General features: G+C 63.7%; 17 protein-coding genes and 1 pseudogene. 7 read left to right on the forward strand and 11 right to left on the reverse strand.

What is annotated here, in order from left to right; all coding sequences use genetic code 11:
• Window positions 1-131: 131 nt before the first annotated feature.
• Both NKI31_RS18785 and NKI31_RS18790 read right to left on the reverse strand, forming a co-directional pair.
• Window positions 132-854 carry a DUF805 domain-containing protein gene (locus NKI31_RS18785; RefSeq protein ID WP_352652302.1) on the reverse strand — a complete coding sequence of 241 codons (723 nt, stop codon included), beginning with the start codon at window positions 852-854 and terminating at the stop codon, window positions 132-134.
• Window positions 855-1,177: 323 nt separating this feature from the next.
• Window positions 1,178-3,016, reverse strand: coding sequence for a DEAD/DEAH box helicase (locus tag NKI31_RS18790; RefSeq protein ID WP_352497740.1), 1,839 nt, complete (start codon window positions 3,014-3,016; stop codon window positions 1,178-1,180).
• A 423-nt stretch (window positions 3,017-3,439) separates the two neighbouring features.
• Between NKI31_RS18790 and NKI31_RS18795 the strand changes: the two genes are divergently transcribed.
• The 3 genes from NKI31_RS18795 (at window position 3,440) to NKI31_RS18805 (ending at window position 5,153) form a co-directional block, all read left to right on the forward strand.
• The gene (locus tag NKI31_RS18795) at window positions 3,440-4,474 is read left to right on the forward strand and encodes an aspartate-semialdehyde dehydrogenase (RefSeq protein ID WP_023671698.1); all 1,035 of its coding nucleotides are present in this window, start codon (window positions 3,440-3,442) and stop codon (window positions 4,472-4,474) included.
• 227 nt (window positions 4,475-4,701) lie between these two features.
• Window positions 4,702-4,917, forward strand: a complete 216-nt coding sequence (locus tag NKI31_RS18800; protein WP_023706770.1) for a GNAT family N-acetyltransferase — start codon at window positions 4,702-4,704, stop codon at window positions 4,915-4,917.
• An 11-nt stretch (window positions 4,918-4,928) separates the two neighbouring features.
• Window positions 4,929-5,153 (forward strand): GNAT family N-acetyltransferase, encoded by a 225-nt coding sequence (locus tag NKI31_RS18805; RefSeq protein ID WP_352652303.1) that lies wholly within the window; start codon window positions 4,929-4,931, stop codon window positions 5,151-5,153.
• Window positions 5,154-5,156: 3 nt separating this feature from the next.
• Here NKI31_RS18805 and NKI31_RS18810 read toward each other — a convergent pair whose 3' ends face one another.
• The gene (locus NKI31_RS18810) at window positions 5,157-5,558 is read right to left on the reverse strand and encodes an ACT domain-containing protein (protein WP_352652304.1); all 402 of its coding nucleotides are present in this window, start codon (window positions 5,556-5,558) and stop codon (window positions 5,157-5,159) included.
• Between the two features lie 357 nt (window positions 5,559-5,915).
• On the opposite strand from NKI31_RS18810, the gene NKI31_RS18815 reads away from it, so the two are divergent.
• The 3 genes from NKI31_RS18815 (at window position 5,916) to NKI31_RS18825 (ending at window position 7,284) form a co-directional block, all read left to right on the forward strand.
• Window positions 5,916-6,326 (forward strand): DoxX family protein, encoded by a 411-nt coding sequence (locus NKI31_RS18815; RefSeq protein WP_352652305.1) that lies wholly within the window; start codon window positions 5,916-5,918, stop codon window positions 6,324-6,326.
• A gap of 14 nt (window positions 6,327-6,340) precedes the next feature.
• Window positions 6,341-6,868: an SRPBCC family protein gene (locus tag NKI31_RS18820; RefSeq protein WP_352652306.1), complete on the forward strand. Its 528-nt coding sequence runs from the start codon at window positions 6,341-6,343 to the stop codon at window positions 6,866-6,868.
• A gap of 152 nt (window positions 6,869-7,020) precedes the next feature.
• Window positions 7,021-7,284 carry a YMGG-like glycine zipper-containing protein gene (locus tag NKI31_RS18825; protein ID WP_023683830.1) on the forward strand — a complete coding sequence of 88 codons (264 nt, stop codon included), beginning with the start codon at window positions 7,021-7,023 and terminating at the stop codon, window positions 7,282-7,284.
• A gap of 87 nt (window positions 7,285-7,371) precedes the next feature.
• Here NKI31_RS18825 and NKI31_RS18830 read toward each other — a convergent pair.
• The 7 genes and pseudogenes from NKI31_RS18830 to NKI31_RS18860 all read right to left on the reverse strand — a co-directional run bounded on the left by NKI31_RS18830 (window position 7,372) and on the right by NKI31_RS18860 (window position 13,957).
• Window positions 7,372-8,161, reverse strand: a pseudogene (locus NKI31_RS18830) (acyl-CoA thioester hydrolase/BAAT C-terminal domain-containing protein).
• Window positions 8,162-8,286: 125 nt separating this feature from the next.
• Window positions 8,287-8,688 (reverse strand): 30S ribosomal protein S16, encoded by a 402-nt coding sequence (gene rpsP, locus NKI31_RS18835; protein WP_023671705.1) that lies wholly within the window; start codon window positions 8,686-8,688, stop codon window positions 8,287-8,289.
• A 105-nt stretch (window positions 8,689-8,793) separates the two neighbouring features.
• Window positions 8,794-9,120: a chorismate mutase gene (locus tag NKI31_RS18840; protein WP_352652307.1), complete on the reverse strand. Its 327-nt coding sequence runs from the start codon at window positions 9,118-9,120 to the stop codon at window positions 8,794-8,796.
• Window positions 9,121-9,127: 7 nt separating this feature from the next.
• The gene (ffh, locus tag NKI31_RS18845) at window positions 9,128-10,714 is read right to left on the reverse strand and encodes a signal recognition particle protein (protein WP_352652308.1); all 1,587 of its coding nucleotides are present in this window, start codon (window positions 10,712-10,714) and stop codon (window positions 9,128-9,130) included.
• 383 nt (window positions 10,715-11,097) lie between these two features.
• Window positions 11,098-12,048 (reverse strand): CPBP family intramembrane glutamic endopeptidase, encoded by a 951-nt coding sequence (locus NKI31_RS18850; RefSeq protein ID WP_352652309.1) that lies wholly within the window; start codon window positions 12,046-12,048, stop codon window positions 11,098-11,100.
• A 149-nt stretch (window positions 12,049-12,197) separates the two neighbouring features.
• The gene (locus NKI31_RS18855) at window positions 12,198-12,797 is read right to left on the reverse strand and encodes a DUF1236 domain-containing protein (protein ID WP_023683834.1); all 600 of its coding nucleotides are present in this window, start codon (window positions 12,795-12,797) and stop codon (window positions 12,198-12,200) included.
• 62 nt (window positions 12,798-12,859) lie between these two features.
• Window positions 12,860-13,957, reverse strand: a complete 1,098-nt coding sequence (locus tag NKI31_RS18860) for a zinc-binding metallopeptidase family protein (protein ID WP_023683835.1) — start codon at window positions 13,955-13,957, stop codon at window positions 12,860-12,862.
• Between the two features lie 292 nt (window positions 13,958-14,249).
• Between NKI31_RS18860 and NKI31_RS18865 the strand changes: the two genes are divergently transcribed.
• Window positions 14,250-15,047, forward strand: coding sequence for a lytic murein transglycosylase (locus NKI31_RS18865; protein ID WP_023694544.1), 798 nt, complete (start codon window positions 14,250-14,252; stop codon window positions 15,045-15,047).
• A 138-nt stretch (window positions 15,048-15,185) separates the two neighbouring features.
• On the opposite strand, the gene NKI31_RS18870 is transcribed toward NKI31_RS18865, so the two are convergent.
• Window positions 15,186-16,409 carry an argininosuccinate synthase gene (locus NKI31_RS18870; protein WP_352652363.1) on the reverse strand — a complete coding sequence of 408 codons (1,224 nt, stop codon included), beginning with the start codon at window positions 16,407-16,409 and terminating at the stop codon, window positions 15,186-15,188.
• Between the last annotated feature and the right edge of the window lie 181 nt (window positions 16,410-16,590).

The following is a 16,590-nucleotide window of genomic DNA, read 5'->3' on the forward strand; positions in this document are numbered from 1 at the left end:
ACAGACTAAATGGCAAGAGAAATATTTCGTTCGTTCGGTCAAAACAGCAGCTGCCTTCCCGGCTGCGACCTAAGCCATTGTTATAGCACGGCTGTCCGCAAACAGCCGGCTGCTCATTTCTTGGTGCGGGTCTAGGCTCCGCCTCCTCTAGGCACCGGCCCCCACTGGTTTTCGTGGGCCTGGGTCGGGATCAATCCGAGTATCAGCGCGAGGATCAGCGTAGCCGGAGCGAACATGAAGGTGATTGCGAAGTAAGGTATTGCCAGCCAGCCGGTCAGGCCGATGTCGTGCAAGCGGCGCACGACGATCCCGACCCAGGGCAGGAACGTCGCTAGCCAAAACAGCCCCCAGACGCCGATCATCACAATCGGCCAGTTGCCGGCATCGAAATTGCCGACGGCCTGGTCGGCGAGGGCGCCGGCAATTCCGACCAGGATGAAGCTGACGGTCCAGAACAGGCAGTAGCCCCAGAATTCCTTGCGGCGGGCGCGTTCGGCGAAGTTGATGTAGTTGCGCGTCACGCCTCGCCAGAAATAACCCGGCAGTCCGCTATCGCGAACCGCGCCGTCTTCCGCCAGGCGGCCGAAATGCTGTGGGGCGGCTGAAGCGGCAGCCGCCTTGGGCGGCGCGGCGCTTGCCGCTGGCGCAGCGGTGGCGGGACTGGCGGGCTGGGCGCGGATTGAAAAAACGTCGCGCGCCTGACCGCTTGCCGGCAGAAACTCGACCACAGCGCCGTTCGCGATCACGGTATCACGGCGCAGTTCCTCGCGCGCGAAGGTGTAGCGGTTGCCGTCCGCCCCGGTGATGAAGCCGAAACCCTGGGCCTCGTCATAGTGAAGAACTTCGCCGCGCATTTAGCCTCGCCCCCGTGCAGGCACAGACTGTTCAAAGTTGCGGCGGACTGCAAGGGGGTGGACGAAATGGAGGGCAAACGGTTCAGGCATGAGTTGCTTTATTTTCCGGTGCGTTGGCGCTGCCCCTCACCTGCCTGCCGGCATCCTCTCCCGTATAGTGACGGGGAGAGGGGTCGCTGTTATCGACGATTCCGCCAATCACCAACGCTGCAAGAAGAGCGCCAAGGCTGCGGTCCGCCCTTTCTCCCGTCACTATACGGGGAGAAATGCCCGGCAGGGCAATGAGGGGCAGCGCCTGCATTTGTAATTGGCCGATAAGAGCCTCAAACCGGCCGCTTCTTCGGCTTCTTGTTCTTCGGCGGTCCCGCCTTGTCGAATTTCGGTTTCCCGGCCCAAGGCTTTGCATCGCCGGCGGGCCGTTCCCGCTTCTCGAATTTCGGCTTGTGTGCGCTTTGCGGCGCCTCGAACGGTCGCTTGCCGCGATGCGGTTTCTTGTCCGGCTTCGGCGCCTGGTAGCCGGCCCGCGACAGGTCGGGCGTGCCGTCCAGGCGCTTCACCACGATGTTGCCCTGCAGCTTCTTGTCGGGGCCGATGGCGGCGAGGAAGCGATCGGCCCAGTCGGCCGCGATCTGCACGTAGGTCTCATCCTGCTGCATCTTGATGGAGCCGATCTCGCGCTTGGAGATGTTGCCGGTGCGGCACAGCATCGGGATCAGCCAGCGCGGCTCGGCATTTTGCTTGCGCCCGATCGACAGCGAGAACCAGACACTGTCGCCGAAGTCGTCGCGCCGGCTTGGCGCTTCATCGCGCTCGAATTTTTCGCCCGCCGGTTTGTCACGCGAAGGCGTGAACGGTGCGACATCCGTAAGCTCCTCGGGCGCCGAGCGGCTGGCGCGGCATTGGCGCACGAAGGCGGCGGCCACCTGTTCGGCGCCATGCTTGGCCAGAAGCGCGTCGATGAAGCCGCGCTCGTCCTCGGCAATCGGCTCTTCGAAGGCTGGATCGGCAAGGATGCGCTCGTCGTCGCGCTTGATGACGTCGTCGGCGGAGGGCGGGCTCGCCCATGTCGCCTTCAGCCCTGCATTCTGCAGCAGCCGTTCGGTGCGCTTGCGGGCGCCGTTGGGCACGATCAGCGCGCTGACGCCCTTGCGTCCGGCTCGGCCGGTTCGGCCGCTGCGGTGCAGCAGCGTTTCGGGATTGGTCGGCAGATCGGCGTGGATGACCAGTTCGAGATTGGGCAGGTCGATGCCGCGCGCTGCGACGTCCGTGGCAATGCAGACCTTGGCGCGGCCGTCGCGCATCGCCTGCAGCGCGTGGGTGCGTTCGTTCTGGCTGAGCTCGCCCGACAGTGCGACGACGGAAAAATTGCGGTTGTTGAAGCGTGCCGTCAGATGATTGACGGCGGCGCGGGTGTTGCAGAACACCAGCGCGTTCTTCGCCTCGTAAAACCGCAGCACGTTGATGATGGCGTTCTCGCGGTCGGGATAGGCGACATTCAGCGCCCGGTATTCGATATCGAGATGCTGCTTTTCCTCGCCGCCGGCCGAGATGCGTACGGCGTCGCGCTGATAGCCTTGCGCCAGCGTGGCGATCGAGCGCGGCACGGTGGCCGAAAACATCAGCGTGCGGCGCTGAGCCGGTGCGGCATCGAGGATGAATTCGAGGTCCTCGCGAAAGCCCAGGTCGAGCATCTCGTCGGCCTCGTCCAGCACCACGGCTTTCAGCGCCGACATGTCGAGGGAGTTGCGGGTGATGTGGTCGCGCAGGCGGCCGGGCGTGCCGACGACGATGTGGGCGCCGCGCTCCAGCACGCGCCGTTCGGAGCGCATGTCCATGCCGCCGACGCAGGACGCGACGGTGGCGCCGGTCGGCGCGTAGAGCCATTGCAATTCGCGCATCACCTGCAGAGCGAGCTCGCGCGTCGGCGCCACGGCCAGCGCCAGCGGTGCGCCAGCCTGGTCAAAACGTTCGGCGCTTCCAAGAAGGGTCGGCGCCAAAGCGAGGCCGAAGGCGACGGTCTTGCCTGAGCCGGTCTGCGCCGACACCAACGCGTCGGACTCGCCGAGCTCCAGCACGGCCTTCTGCACTGGCGTCAGCTCGGTATAGCCGCGTTTTTCCAGCGCTTCTGCCAGCGCAGGAACAATAGCTTCGAAATTGGACATCTCACTCTTTCGGAATTCAGGGTCTGGGCTCATCATGGAGCACATGCCGGGGCTGACGCACGCCAGCCAAACACTATTTGGGCGTTCGTACTTCTTGCGGCCGCTATTGTACAGGGCAGGCGTGTGCCTGGCCGCAATTGACTCCTGACGCAAACCGCGTAAAAGCCGGCATCGAACGGGATCATTTTCGATGCGCGGCCTTCTGATGGCTCTTCTTGCATTCGACTTCCCCGGCCACAATCATGGGGCCGGGCGCGTTGGCGCGTCTTACCGTTCCAGCAAAACTATGGCCAAAACCACCACCAAAACGGTGTGATTCCCTTGGCCTAACCACCCTCTCCCGGGTCCGGCCCGGGGGACGAAACCCGCATTGGCCGGCGGGTTTTCTCCAAAAACCAAGCGGAGAGGGACAGGAGATTTCTGATGAGTTTCAAGGTTGCGGTAGTCGGCGCCACGGGCAATGTGGGTCGCGAAATGCTCAACATACTGGAAGAGCGCGGCTTTCCGGTAAGCGAAGTCGTGGCGCTGGCCTCGCGGCGCAGCCAGGGCACCGAAGTGTCGTTCGGCGACCGTTCGCTGAAGGTCAAGACGCTCGACCAGTATGATTTTTCCGACACCGACATCTGCATCATGTCGGCCGGCGGCAACGTCTCGAAGGAGTGGTCGCCGAAGATCGGCAAGCAGGGCTGCGTCGTCATCGATAACTCGTCGGCCTTCCGCTACGACCAGGACGTGCCGCTGATCGTGCCGGAAGTGAACCCGGATGCGATCTCGCTGTTCACCCGCAAGAACATCATCGCCAATCCGAACTGCTCGACGGCGCAGCTGGTCGTGGCGCTGAAGCCGCTGCACGATGTCGCCACCATCAAGCGCGTCGTCGTCGCCACCTATCAATCGGTATCCGGCGCCGGCAAGGAGGGCATGGACGAACTCTTTACACAGACCCGCGCGGTGTTCGTCGCCGATGGCGTCGAGGTCAAGAAGTTCACCAAGCGCATCGCCTTCAACGTCATTCCGCATATCGACGTCTTCCTCGACGACGGCTCTACCAAGGAAGAGTGGAAGATGGTCGCGGAGACCAAGAAGATGCTCGACCCCAAGATCAAGCTGACGGCGACCTGTGTGCGCGTGCCGGTGTTCATCGGCCATTCCGAAGCCGTCAACATCGAGTTCGAAAAGCCGATCACCGCCGACGAGGCGCGCGATATCCTGCGCGAAGCGCCGGGCTGCCAGGTCTTGGACAAGCGCGAGGATGGCGGCTACATCACGCCGCTGGAATCGGCCGGCGAGGACGCCACCTTCATCTCGCGCATCCGCGAGGATTCGACCATCGACAACGGCCTGTCGATGTGGATCGTCTCCGACAATCTGCGCAAGGGCGCGGCGCTCAACGCGGTGCAGATCGCCGAGCTTCTGGTCGAGCGCGGCCTGATCCAGCCGAAGAAGAAGGCGGCCTGACGGCTGGTTTGTTTTCGCTCACGGGGTTCGGCCTTCGGCCGATTCCGTTTATTCGCTCACGGGCCGTATCGCCGCTGCCGCGGCGGGCCCTCCGCGGGGGCGCCGGAAAGCCGGCGGCCCGCAGTCGCGGGCTCGGCCTTCGGCCGAAGCCTTCCTTCTCCCCGTTCACGGGGAGAAGGTCCCGGCAGGGGGATGAGGGCAGCGCTGACCTCTGTTGAGAAACGCCTTTGAACGATCCCACCAAAATCGTGCTGCGCCCCGCCACGGCTTTGGATGCCGCGACCATCGCCATTGTCATGCGGGCCGCACTTGGCTCGTTCTCCTGGATGCCGGTCATCCACACGCCGGATGAGGATCTTGCCTTCATCCGCGAGATCGTGCTGTCCCGGCAGCAGGTGACGGTCGCCGAGGCCGGCACGGCATTGTCGGCTTCATTGCCCTGAGCGGCGATTGGGTGGAACAGCTCTATCTCGACCCCGCCTGGATGGGGCAAGGCATCGGCAGCCGGCTGCTGGTGCAAGCGACCGCCGCGCTACGGATCGTTAAACTGCATTGTTTCCAGGCCAACACCGGCGCGCGTCGCTTCTACGAGCGCCATGGCTTTCGCCCCGAGGCGTTCGGCGCGGGCACCACCAACGAAGAAGGCCTGCCGGATATTCTCTACGTGCGTCGAGCTTGATATTCAGCCGGCGTTATCCTTGGCCAGTTGGCGCAATAACTCCATCGCTTCCTCGGCCCGCTCAGCGGGCACGAACAGATGGTCATGATAGAAAGCAGAGACCGGATTGACGCCCATGCCGGCGGCGGCCAGCCGGGCGGTGATGGCGGCGAGGAAGCCGACGGCTTCCAGCGAGGAGTGGACGTTCAGGGTGATCATGCGGCAGCGGAAGGCGGACTGCAGCCCGGCGGCCTGGTCTTCGGGCAAGATCAGCGTCGTGCCCTCCTTCTCGCGAAACAGCATCACCAGATTGAGCGTCTCGGGAACCGGTGCACCGGGGACCAGGGTGGCGAAGACATGGACGCCGGGAAGCAGTTCCGGCGTCATCGCCGCCAGCAGCTTTTTCAGATCAGTCTCGCCGGCCATTCGCTCGTCTCTCGCCCAGCCCTATCAATAGCCGTGACTGGTGGATGTCGATAGTCCGTCAAGGTCGAGGGACAGCACCCCCCTCTGCCCTGCCGGGCATCTCCCCCGCAACGAGGGAGATCGGCGGTTTCGATGCTCCGCTCATTCATGGAACATTGCCGAAGCGGTCGAGCGTGTAATCTCCCCCCTTGCGGGGGAGATGGCCGGCAGGCCAGAGGGGGGTGTGAAGGATCGCCACGCAGCGGCTTTTGCTTGCTGCTACCCAAAAAGAACCCGCACCCTGTAGGATCGCCGCCCCATCGCTCGTCCTTGGTCCGAAGCCAGCAAACGGCTCGAACCGATTAGGAGGGAACACCCGTGAGTATTTCTCAAACCATGCCCGTCTCGTCGGGCGCCCTGTGGACCGGCCGCGTGCTCAGCGGCCTCGTCATCCTGTTCATGATCTTCGACGGCGTCATCAAGCTGCCGCCGCTCGATGTCGTCACCCAGACCATGGTGTCGCTCGGCTGGCCGGCCGATGTCAATGTCGCGCGCACGCTCGGCATTATCGGGCTGATCTCGACCGCGCTCTATGCGCTGCCCCGCACCTCGGTGCTCGGCGCCATCCTGCTCACCGGCTATCTCGGCGGCGCCATCGCCACAAATATGCGCGTCGGCAGCCCGTTGTTTTCGCACACGCTGTTTAGCGTCAATCTCGGCATCATCCTGTGGGGCGGTCTCTATCTGCGCGACCCAAGCGTGCGCGCCCTGATCCCGTTCAGCCGTTAAGCGAGGAGAAAAACATGCTCAGCACCATTCTCATCATCCTGGTCGTCATCATCGCCGCCGTGCTCATCTATGCGGCGACGAGGTCGAATGATTTCGTCACCGCCCGCACCGCCAGCATCAAGGCCGCGCCGGAAGCGATCTTTCCGCTGATCAACAATTTCAAGCACTGGCCGGAGTGGTCACCCTACGAAAAGCTCGACCCGCTGATGAAGCGCACGCTGTCGGGCGCTGATGCCGACAAGGGCGCCGCCTACGCCTGGGAAGGCAATGCCAAGGCCGGCAAGGGACGCATGGAGATCGTCAATTCCGTGCCATCCTCGCTGGTGTCGCTGAAGCTCGACTTCGAGAAGCCGTTCCGGGCCAACAACAGCGTCGACTTCACCCTGAAGCCCTCGGGCGACACCACCGCAGTCACCTGGGCAATGCGCGGCAGCCGGCCCTTCATTGCCAAGCTTTTGGGCCTCTTCATGAATTTCGATACGCTGATCGGCAAGGATTTCGAGGCTGGCCTCGCCAATCTGAAGAAGGCCACTGAAAGGTAAAACGTCCTGCATTTCAACAAGCTCGGCGGCGGTCGTTACGAATGTGACAGGCGCGCGCACCGGGATCTCTCACGTTTTCGGGATCAAATCAGCTGTCTGGGAGTTAGAGCCGTGGCGGCGAGGACGGCGATCCGCGTGAGAGAGGAACGACAATGAAAAAAGCGATGATCATTCTGGTACTGGCGACCGCACTGGGTGCGTGCTCGCAAACCGAAAAGGGTGCCGCGGTCGGCGGTCTCGGCGGCGCGGCGGTTGGCGCAGCTGTGGCAAATGATCCGGTTCAGGGCGCCGTCGTCGGCGGCGCCGTCGGCGCCGTGGCCGGCGCGCTGATCGGCCGTGCCAGCGAAAGCGGTCAATGTCGCTACCGCGGCCGCAACGGGCGCACCTATATCGCCAGCTGCCCCGACGGTTATTGAACACAGCCAGGTCCAACATCGGAAACCGGCGGCTATAGATCGCCGGTTTCGCTGTTGCCCAAGGCAGCTGGACCATGGCTGCCTGCGCTACAGCAATCCCCGGATATGCTCCCAAGCCAGGCGGCCAGGCGCGTGTCGGCGTCGTCATTGCCGCCATGGGCATGCAGCCTCGAGCGCGGCGTGATTTCGCCCGGCAGCAGAATGCGGTGGCCGGCGTCGGGCACTGAGACGAGGCAGGTGGTCATTGCGGTGTCCTGGCGACGCCGAACGATCGACTGGGCAAAATCCAGCGATGGCCATAGCGCGTCGTCGCCGCCCGCAACCAGAACAATGTCGGCTGAAATAGCTTCGACGGGAATGGCAGCCTTGGCCGCTGCGTCCTTGAAGGTTTGCAAGGCACGTAGGAAGAGCCCCCGGTAGGACACCAGACCATCGACATACTCAGCGTTCCAAGCGGGATTGCTTGGGACAAACGGCAAAGGAATCCCCTCGAGCGTCCACGACGATCGTTCCGGCCAGCTGACGCCGTCGCGGCCCGGCCCGATATTGCCCCAGACCACCGATGTCGGGCTGATCGCAACCACGACGCCGATGCGTGGATCATGAGCCGCCGCAAGCAGGGAGGCCTCGGCGCCTTTCGAGGTCCCGACATAGACGATGCGCCGGCATCCCATCTGGACAAGATAGCCGGTCGCCGCGAAAAACGTTTCGAGCGGGATCTCGCAATGCCGGGCACCTGACCTTCGCCGCCAAACCATTGCAGCGCGAGAGCGGATGCTCCTTCCTTGGCAAAGAGCCGGGCGCGGGCGACGTCGATGCGGCCGCTCGATCCGCTGAGCACGACGACGCCTGTCGTGGCGCCGGCGCATCGCAACAGCGTCCCGGCTACGCCGCCGAAAAGGGCCTCTTCATCTTTCGTTCGAACGCATATGGGGCATCGCCGCACAATAGCAAAACGGCGGGCACAGGCCCGCCGTTTTGTCGATGCGATGACGCGGTTGCTTATTCGGCGGTGGCGGCTTCCGCTTCGGCCGGGGCTGCAGCAGCGGCGGCAACGGCGGCGGCGGCGTCTTCCTGGGCCTTCTTCAGCAGAGAGGCGCGTTCCTGCGCCTTCTTGCCGGGCTCGGCCTTCTTCGGGTTGGAGCGGGCTTCGCGCTTGAGGAGGCCGGCCTCATCGAGGAAGCGCAGCACGCGGTCGGTCGGCTGGGCGCCGTGCGACAGCCAATGCTTGACGCGGTCGGCGTCGACCTTGACGCGCTCGCCGTCCTTGGGCAGCAGCGGGTTCCACGAGCCGATCGACTCGATGAACCGGCCGTCACGCGGCGAACGGGCGTCGGCGATGACGACGTGGTAGTAAGGGCGCTTCTTCGAGCCCGCACGGGCCAGTCTGATCTTCAAGGGCATTTCGTTTCTCCTAAAATTTCTGATGTCAGTGTTGGGTTAATGGCTTTGTCTGGTGCAGGTCGTTGTCCCAAAACCGCTGCGCACTTTTGGGCGACATGCACTTTGTTAGCCGGTTTTGCTTGCGCCGTTGGACGCGGCGATCTGCTCGTGATGGCGGATCACTTCGCGGACGACGAAGTTGAGGAATTTTTCCGCGAAATCGGGGTCGAGATGGGCGTCCTTCGCCAACTGGCGAAGGCGGGTGATCTGCTCCTGCTCGCGCGCCGGGTCGGCGGGCGGCAGGCCATGCTCGGCCTTGAGCACGCCGACCGCCTTGGTGCAGCGGAAGCGCTCGGCCAGCATATGGATGAGGGCGGCGTCGATGTTGTCGATCGAGGCGCGATAGCCGGCCAGGATGGTGCGTGCGTCGGCCATGTTTTTTTCTTCGTTCATAGCGTCCTCACTTCTTCTTTCCGAGCCCGGGCAGACCACCGCCGCCAAGGCCGGGAAGCTTCATGCCGCCGGGCAGACCGGGCAGGCCACCGCCGCTCGGGGTGGGCAGGCCCTTCATGCCGTCAAGACCGGGCATTTGCTTCTGCAAGGCTTCGAGCTGCTTGGGATCCATCTTGGAGAGGTCGGGCATGCCGCCGCCCATCATGCCCCCGGGGCCGCCCGGCATCATGCCGCCGAGGCCCATCTTGGAGGCAAGGCCGCCCATCATGCCGCGCATCAGGCCGCCGCCTTTGCCCTTGCCGCCCATCGCCTTCATCATGTCGGCCATGCCGCGATGCATCTTCAAGAGCTTGTTGATCTCGGCCGCATCGGTGCCGGAGCCGGCGGCGATGCGCTTCTTGCGCGAATGTTTGAGCATGTCCGGATTGGCGCGCTCGGCCTTGGTCATCGACGAGATGATGGCGAGCTGGCGGCCGAACATCTTGTCGTCGAGGCCGGCGGCCGCCATCTGGTCCTTCATTTTGCCCATGCCGGGCATCATGCCCATGATGCCGCCCATGCCGCCCATTTTCGACATCTGCTGAAGCTGGCCGGCAAGGTCGTTCAGGTCGAACTTGCCCGACTGCATCTTCTTGGCCATCGCCGCCGCCTGCTCGGCGTCGATGTGTTCGGCGGCCTTTTCGACCAGCGAGACGATGTCGCCCATGCCGAGGATGCGGTCTGCAATACGCTTGGGGTGGAATTCCTCCAGCCCGTCCATCTTTTCGCCGGTGCCGATCAGCTTGATCGGCTTGCCGGTGACGGCGCGCATCGAAAGCGCGGCACCGCCACGGCCGTCGCCGTCCATGCGAGTCAGCACCAGGCCGGTTATGCCGACGCGCTCATCGAAGCTTTTGGCAAGGTTGACGGCGTCCTGGCCGGTCAGCGAATCCGCGACCAGCAGGATTTCGTGCGGGCTCGACACCTTCTTGATGTCGGCCATCTCCACCATCAGCGGCTCGTCAATATGGGTGCGGCCGGCGGTGTCGAGGATGACGACGTCATGACCGCCGAGCTTGGCTGCCTGGACGGCGCGCCTGGCGATGTCGACCGGGTTCTGGCCGGCAATGACAGGCAGCGTCGCGACTTTGACCTGCTCGCCGAGCTGGCGCAGCTGCTCTTGTGCCGCGGGCCGCCGCGTGTCGAGCGAGGCCATCAGAACCTTCTTGTTCTGGCGCTCGGTCAGGCGCTTGGCGATCTTGGCCGAGCTCGTCGTCTTGCCGGAGCCCTGCAGGCCGACCATCATGATGACGACCGGCGCCGGCGCATTGAGGTCGATGGCGACGCCCTCGGCGCCGAGCATGTCGACCAGCTCGTCATGGACGATCTTGACGACCATCTGTCCGGGCTTGATCGACTTGACGACGGCGGCGCCGACGGCCTTTTCGCGCACCTTGTCGGTGAAGGAACGCACCACTTCCAGCGCAACGTCCGCCTCGAGCAGCGCACGGCGCACCTCGCGCAACGCCGCCGAGACATCAGCCTCCGACAGCGCGCCGCGGCCTGTCAGGCCGTTCAGGATGGAGCCAAGGCGCTCCTGAAGTGATTCAAACATTGGTCAACCCGCCGCGCGAGAGCGCCTTGGATTCATGGTGATCCCTGTCGGGCCGATGGCCCTCCACGCCTCTTGTGCGCTCCTGCAGCGATTCAAACATTCCGTTTCCTTTTTCTCAGGCACCCCGATGGTGCCCGAGAGGTAGTGCGTTCGCGCCGCTCATCCAAGCAAAGCTCAAAACCAAAAAGCACCCGGGGGCGCTCAGCGCTGCCGGGTGTTGGCCTCCAGGATCTGTTTACAGCACCCACCTCAAAAGGTTTTGGCGTCCTGGTCGGCTTGCTCGGAGGGATACTCGTCGCGGATTTCGGGGCTGTAGACAGGAAATCGGCCGAAGAGTCAAGACAAGGGCGGCTTGCCGGTCTCTGGATCGGTCCCTGTTTAGTTCACCCTGCATCCCGAGGGTCGGCCGTAACCTTCAGCGGCGAGCGCGGGTGCAGAAGCAGCAGGATCGTCAGCAAGGTGCAGACGATACCGATGGCGGCGATGATGACGGCATCCGTCATCGTCCAGTCCGGACCTTCCAGCGGCTTGGCGTTGAACAGGGCGAAGGAATTGTAGTTCTCCTGATGCGAGATCAGCAGGAAGCCGGTGAGATTGTTGCTGAGATGGGCGCCGAAGGCGGCGCCGAGATTGCCGGTGACATAAACCACCAGCGTCAACAGCAAGGCGAACGCGGCGATCGAGGCCAGCACGCAGGCGTTGATGGCGGGGGTCGAGCCCGGGCTCCAATGCAAGGAGGTGAACAGCAAAGCGGGCAATAGCGCCCACACGTAAGGGCTCTCGAAGCGCTTGGCCAGGCCGCGCAGCAGATAGCCGCGAAACAGCATCTCCTCGGACGAGGTCTGCAGCAGGGTCAGCGCCACGATCGGGAGCAGGAACAGCAGCCAGGTCGATAGGTTGATCGTGCCGCGGGCGATTTCGGGCTGTAGCCAGTAGAGCAGGATTTCGGAAAGCGCCGATGTGATCAGCACCGCGACCAGGCCCTTGAGGAAGCCCGACAAGGACACGCGGCGGCTGGCACCGAAAAGCGCCGAGAGCGGCTCGCCATGGACGAAACGCATGGCAAGCCAGAGGCCGAGCCAGATGCCGGCAAACGAGGTGAGTGCGGTGAGTATGCCGATGGGCGAGGCCAGAAAGCCCTGAAGCGGCCCGCGCGGATAGCCCGGCAATACATGCCAGAGGATGGCGACATAGGTGCCGCCAAGCACCACAACCAGGGTGATCGCCACCCAGAACAGGACGACGACCGCCGTTCCGATTATCAGCCGCGGCAGGTTCGTCTTTTCGGTGGCCGTGTTGCGATAGCGCTCGAAGGCGGTTGGATCTGATATCACGCGAGTTCCTCTGCCGAACGCATCGGGTCGCATGATCTAGGGGATCGTCGGCTCTCGCGCAATTGCTGCTGTTTCAGCGAGCCCTTGTGCCGCCCTCAGCCTCGGCAGGAGGGCGGCACGAGTTCACTTGTCATTCTTTCCAGGCAAAATCAGCGCACGACGTACATGATGCGCCGTGTCTGCGGGTCGACCAGCGCCTGCTGGCCATTCACATAGACGTAGCGGTAGCGGTAGTCGGGGATTTCGCGTAGTTCGACCGTGTCGGGCAAGGTAGCACCGGTCACCACCTCGCCCTCGAGATAGACAGGATCGAGCCGGTGCGTGCTGACATAGGTGCCGACTTCCGCCGGTGGCCTGTCGATGGCGTCGACGGGGCCGTCGTCGGACAGAATCGCACCGGTATAGGTATCGGGATAATCATCCTGCGGCGGTGTAACCACGGTGATGGCGGCGTCGGCGGGGCGGCGTGTCAGAACGACCCGGTTGCCGCCGAAATCGGCCGTGACATAGTCGGAATAGACCCAGCCCTGGCCTCCGGCTTCGGCAATGGTGCACCATTTGCTGTTTTCGATGCAGCCATTGAGCGTCGCCGACTGGCCGGCGGCGAGCACGCCGATCACGGGATATTGCGGGCCGGGGCCGGCGCGCACATTAAGATCGGTGACGGCCGAGACGGCGGTATCGGCGAGTGCCGCACCCGACATCGCGACAAGCGCCCCGGCGACGGCCGGAAACAATATGCGTCTCATGGTTTCTCTCCCTTTCATGGTCCCTCGCGACACCCAACGAAACCAGAGCGCATGCGTTCCGGCTAAAATACCGACGCCAGCTCACGATTTGTTCCGGTTTCTTTCGGCAAACCGGTCAAAAGCTCATGCACGAAGCTGAGTTTCTGCGCCGTCACGTCCGAAATGACGAAGGGATAGAGGTCGGGCAGGCCCATGCAGCGGTTGATCGAGTTTGAGGCTTCCGAGAGTACCAGCCAGCGGGCGAGAATCTTTCCGAACGGCTCGGGCACGGCGTTGGGTTCCGCGGGCGCCGCCTGCAACCGGCCGCCGGTGTCGCCTTGCGGCAGCACATTGGTCTCCATCGTCTCAAGCTGGCCGAGTGGAAAATTCAGCGCGTGCACCATCTCCAGCGTGTCGGTGATGTGGAGATGGTGCGCCCAGGTCTCGGCCCAGTCCTCCCATGGATGCGACGTCGCATAGGCGGAGATGTGGTTCTGCTGCCAGTCGGGCGCAGCGCCATTGGCGTAATAGGCCTTCAGCGCCTGCTCGTAGTCCGGGCGTTCGTCGCCGAACAGCGCCCGGAAGGCTTCGAGCCGTTGCGGCACGTCGCGGATCAGCCGGTCCCAGTAGTAATGGCCAAGCTCATGACGGAAATGACCAAGCAGCGTGCGGTAATTTTCGCCCATCTCGACGCGCCGCCGCTCGCGCTCGGCCGAGTCCGCCTCGGCGACGTTGAGCGTGATCAGGCCGTTGTCGTGGCCGGTAAGGATGCGTTCGCCGCCGGGACCGCCGCCGATCGGATCGGCAATGAAGTCGAAGGCGAGGCCGATTTCGTCGCCGTGCTTGTGCTTGGGCGCGACCGGAAGGCCGAAGGCGAGCAGCGAATAGACGGCGCGCTTCTTGGCCGCCTCGACGCGAATCCAGCGGCGGCGGTTGCCGTCGACGGAGAGGTCGGGGATCAGCTGGTTCAGCACGCAGGCGCGGCAGTAGGTATGACCCGGTTCGGCCATCCAGTTGCAGGCGCATTCATCCGCATTGGTGCAGTGGAAGATGCCGTCGACGTCAGACAAGGCAAAGCGCGCATGCTCAGGATCGTAAAGCACGAGACTCCCGCAATTCAGGCACTGCGCATTCTCGAAGTAGAGGCGGTGGCCGCAATGCGGGCAGTCGAACAGTTTCATGTCGATCTCGATGCGTCAGGCGTTGGCGTATGGCGTCAGAGGAGGAATATGTGCGGAGCGGCGCCTCGCCCAAACGCCCGCCACGGGCCGCCGTTCCATGCCCCCGTCACCTCTTTTTACCCGAGCAGCGAATTCGCCTGCCCGGCGCCGGGCGTTTCGGCCACAATAAGCACTTGATCGTAAGCAAATTCCGCTGCATTGGCCAGGGTAGCGCCGGGGGTACGGTGACAATGGCGCGTTTCGCTGGCAAGTTCGCAACCGGGACGTGATTCAGGCAATCAGGAGAGAAAGCATGGCATTGCTTGCCAAGGGAAAGATTATTGCTGCCGCGGTGGTCGCGGTACTCGCGCTGGCGACGGGCGCGCAGGCGGCGGCCAGCTGCGGCAAGACCGGCGCGGGCTTCGAAGCGTGGAAGCAGGACTTTGCCGCGCAGGCCAGGTCCGAAGGTGTTGGTGGGAAGGGTCTGGCTGCTCTGGCCGGTGCCAGCTACGCGACAAAGACAATCTCCGTCGACCGCGCCATCCACAAGGCGTTCAGCGGTTCGGTGGACGCCTTCATGAAGCGCCGTGGCGGAGCTGCGATCATTTCCAGGGGCCGTGCGCTGAAGAAGTCGAATGCGGCGATGTTCGACAGGATCGAGAGCAATTACGGCGTGTCGCCGGGCGTGTTGCTGGCCATCTGGGGCATGGAAACCGGCTTCGGAGCCTCCCTTGGCAACCAGAACACGGTCTCCGCCATTCTGACGCTTGCCTATGATTGCCGTCGCCCGGGGTTCTTTTACCCGCATGCCATTGCGGCGCTGAAGCTGGTCGATCGCGGCGCGCTGAGCGCCTCGTCGGTTGGGGCTGCGCATGGCGAGATCGGCCATACGCAGTTCCTGCCCGGCAATGTCCTGAAGTACGGCGTCGGCAACGGAAATCTGCGCGACAAGGCGACGGCCTTGGCTTCGACGGCCAACTTCCTCAAGGCTCATGGCTGGCGGGCGGGTGCTAGCGCGAGTGCGAATATGGGCGCCATCGCCGGCTGGAATTCCGCCAGCGTCTACCAGCAGGCCATCGCCCAGATCGCCGACGCGATCGACGGCAGCTGAACGATAATCTTCATTCGACATGAAAGCCCGGCCAACGCCGGGCTTTTTTGTTGGTGCATGGCCATGCGAATAATCAAGAGCCCGGCGTTAGCCCCTCTTGGCAGTCTCCGCCGGGTTTTCCTGGAATAGTAGTTGGGCTCAACCCTTGCGGTTGCGCGCGGCCAGCGTCCTCAGCCGCAGCGCGTTGAGGCGGATGAAGCCGGCGGCGTCCTTCTGGTCGTAGGCGCCGCGGTCATCCTCGAAGGTGACCAGTGCGTCGGAATAGAGCGTCTTCTTTGACTTCCGGCCGGTGACCATGACATTGCCCTTGTAGAGTTTCAGGCGCACCGTGCCTTCGACGTCCTCCTGGCTCTTGTCGATCATCGCCTGCAGCATCAGCCGCTCGGGCGAGAACCAGAAGCCGTTGTAGATCAGCTCGGCGTAGCGCGGCATGAACTCGTCCTTGAGGTGGCCGGCGCCGCGGTCGAGCGTGATCGATTCGATGGCGCGGTGGGCGACGATCAGGATGGTGCCGCCGGGGGTCTCGTAGACGCCGCGCGATTTCATGCCTACGAAGCGGTTCTCGACCAGATCGAGCCGGCCGATGCCATTGTCGCGGCCAAGATCGTTAAGCGCCGTCAGCATGGCGGCCGGCGACAGCTTCTTGCCGTTCAGTGCAATCGGATCGCCCTTCAAAAATTCGATCTCGATCTCGGTGACCTTGTCCGGCGCCTCCATCGGCGAGACGGTGCGCTGATGGACGAATTCCGGCGGCTCGCTCCACGGGTCTTCCAGCACCTTGCCCTCGGAAGAGGAGTGCAGAAGGTTGGCGTCGACCGAGAACGGCGCCTCCCCCCGCTTGTCCTTGGCCACCGGGATCTGGTGTTGCTCGGCGAAGTTGATCAGGTCGGTGCGCGACTTGAACGACCAGTCGCGCCACGGCGCGATGACCTTGATGTCGGGGTTCAGCGCATAGGCGGAAAGCTCGAAACGGACCTGGTCGTTGCCCTTGCCGGTGGCGCCATGCGCAATAGCATCGGCGCCGACCTCCTGGGCGATCTCGACCAGGTGTTTGGAGATCAGCGGCCGGGCGATCGAGGTGCCGAGCAGGTAGGTGCCTTCATAGACGGCATTGGCGCGAAACATCGGGAAGACGAAGTCGGCGACGAATTCCTCGCGGACATCGACGACGCGGATATCCTTGATGCCCATCATCTCGGCCTTCTTGCGCGCCGGCTCCAGCTCGCCACCCTGGCCGAGATCGGCGGTGAAGGTGACGACTTCGGCGCCGAGCTCGGTCTGCAGCCATTTCAGGATGATGGAGGTGTCGAGACCGCCGGAATAGGCGAGCACGACCTTCTTGACGTCTTTTGTCTTGGGCATTGCTGGGGACATTTTGGCGGTTCCGCGCGTGAGTTTCGCGGGCGAGGTATCACGGCATTTCCGGCCAGCGCAAGGGATGAACGGGCGCCGGCCGCCGCAGCCGCTGGACCAGATGCCACGCCAGTCAGTTGCTGGCGTGAGCGGGGAGGCTGCGTTATAGACCGACGATCATTCGCTAGGG

Source organism: Mesorhizobium sp. M0659, assembly GCF_040320605.1.
Taxonomy (GTDB): domain Bacteria; phylum Pseudomonadota; class Alphaproteobacteria; order Rhizobiales; family Rhizobiaceae; genus Mesorhizobium.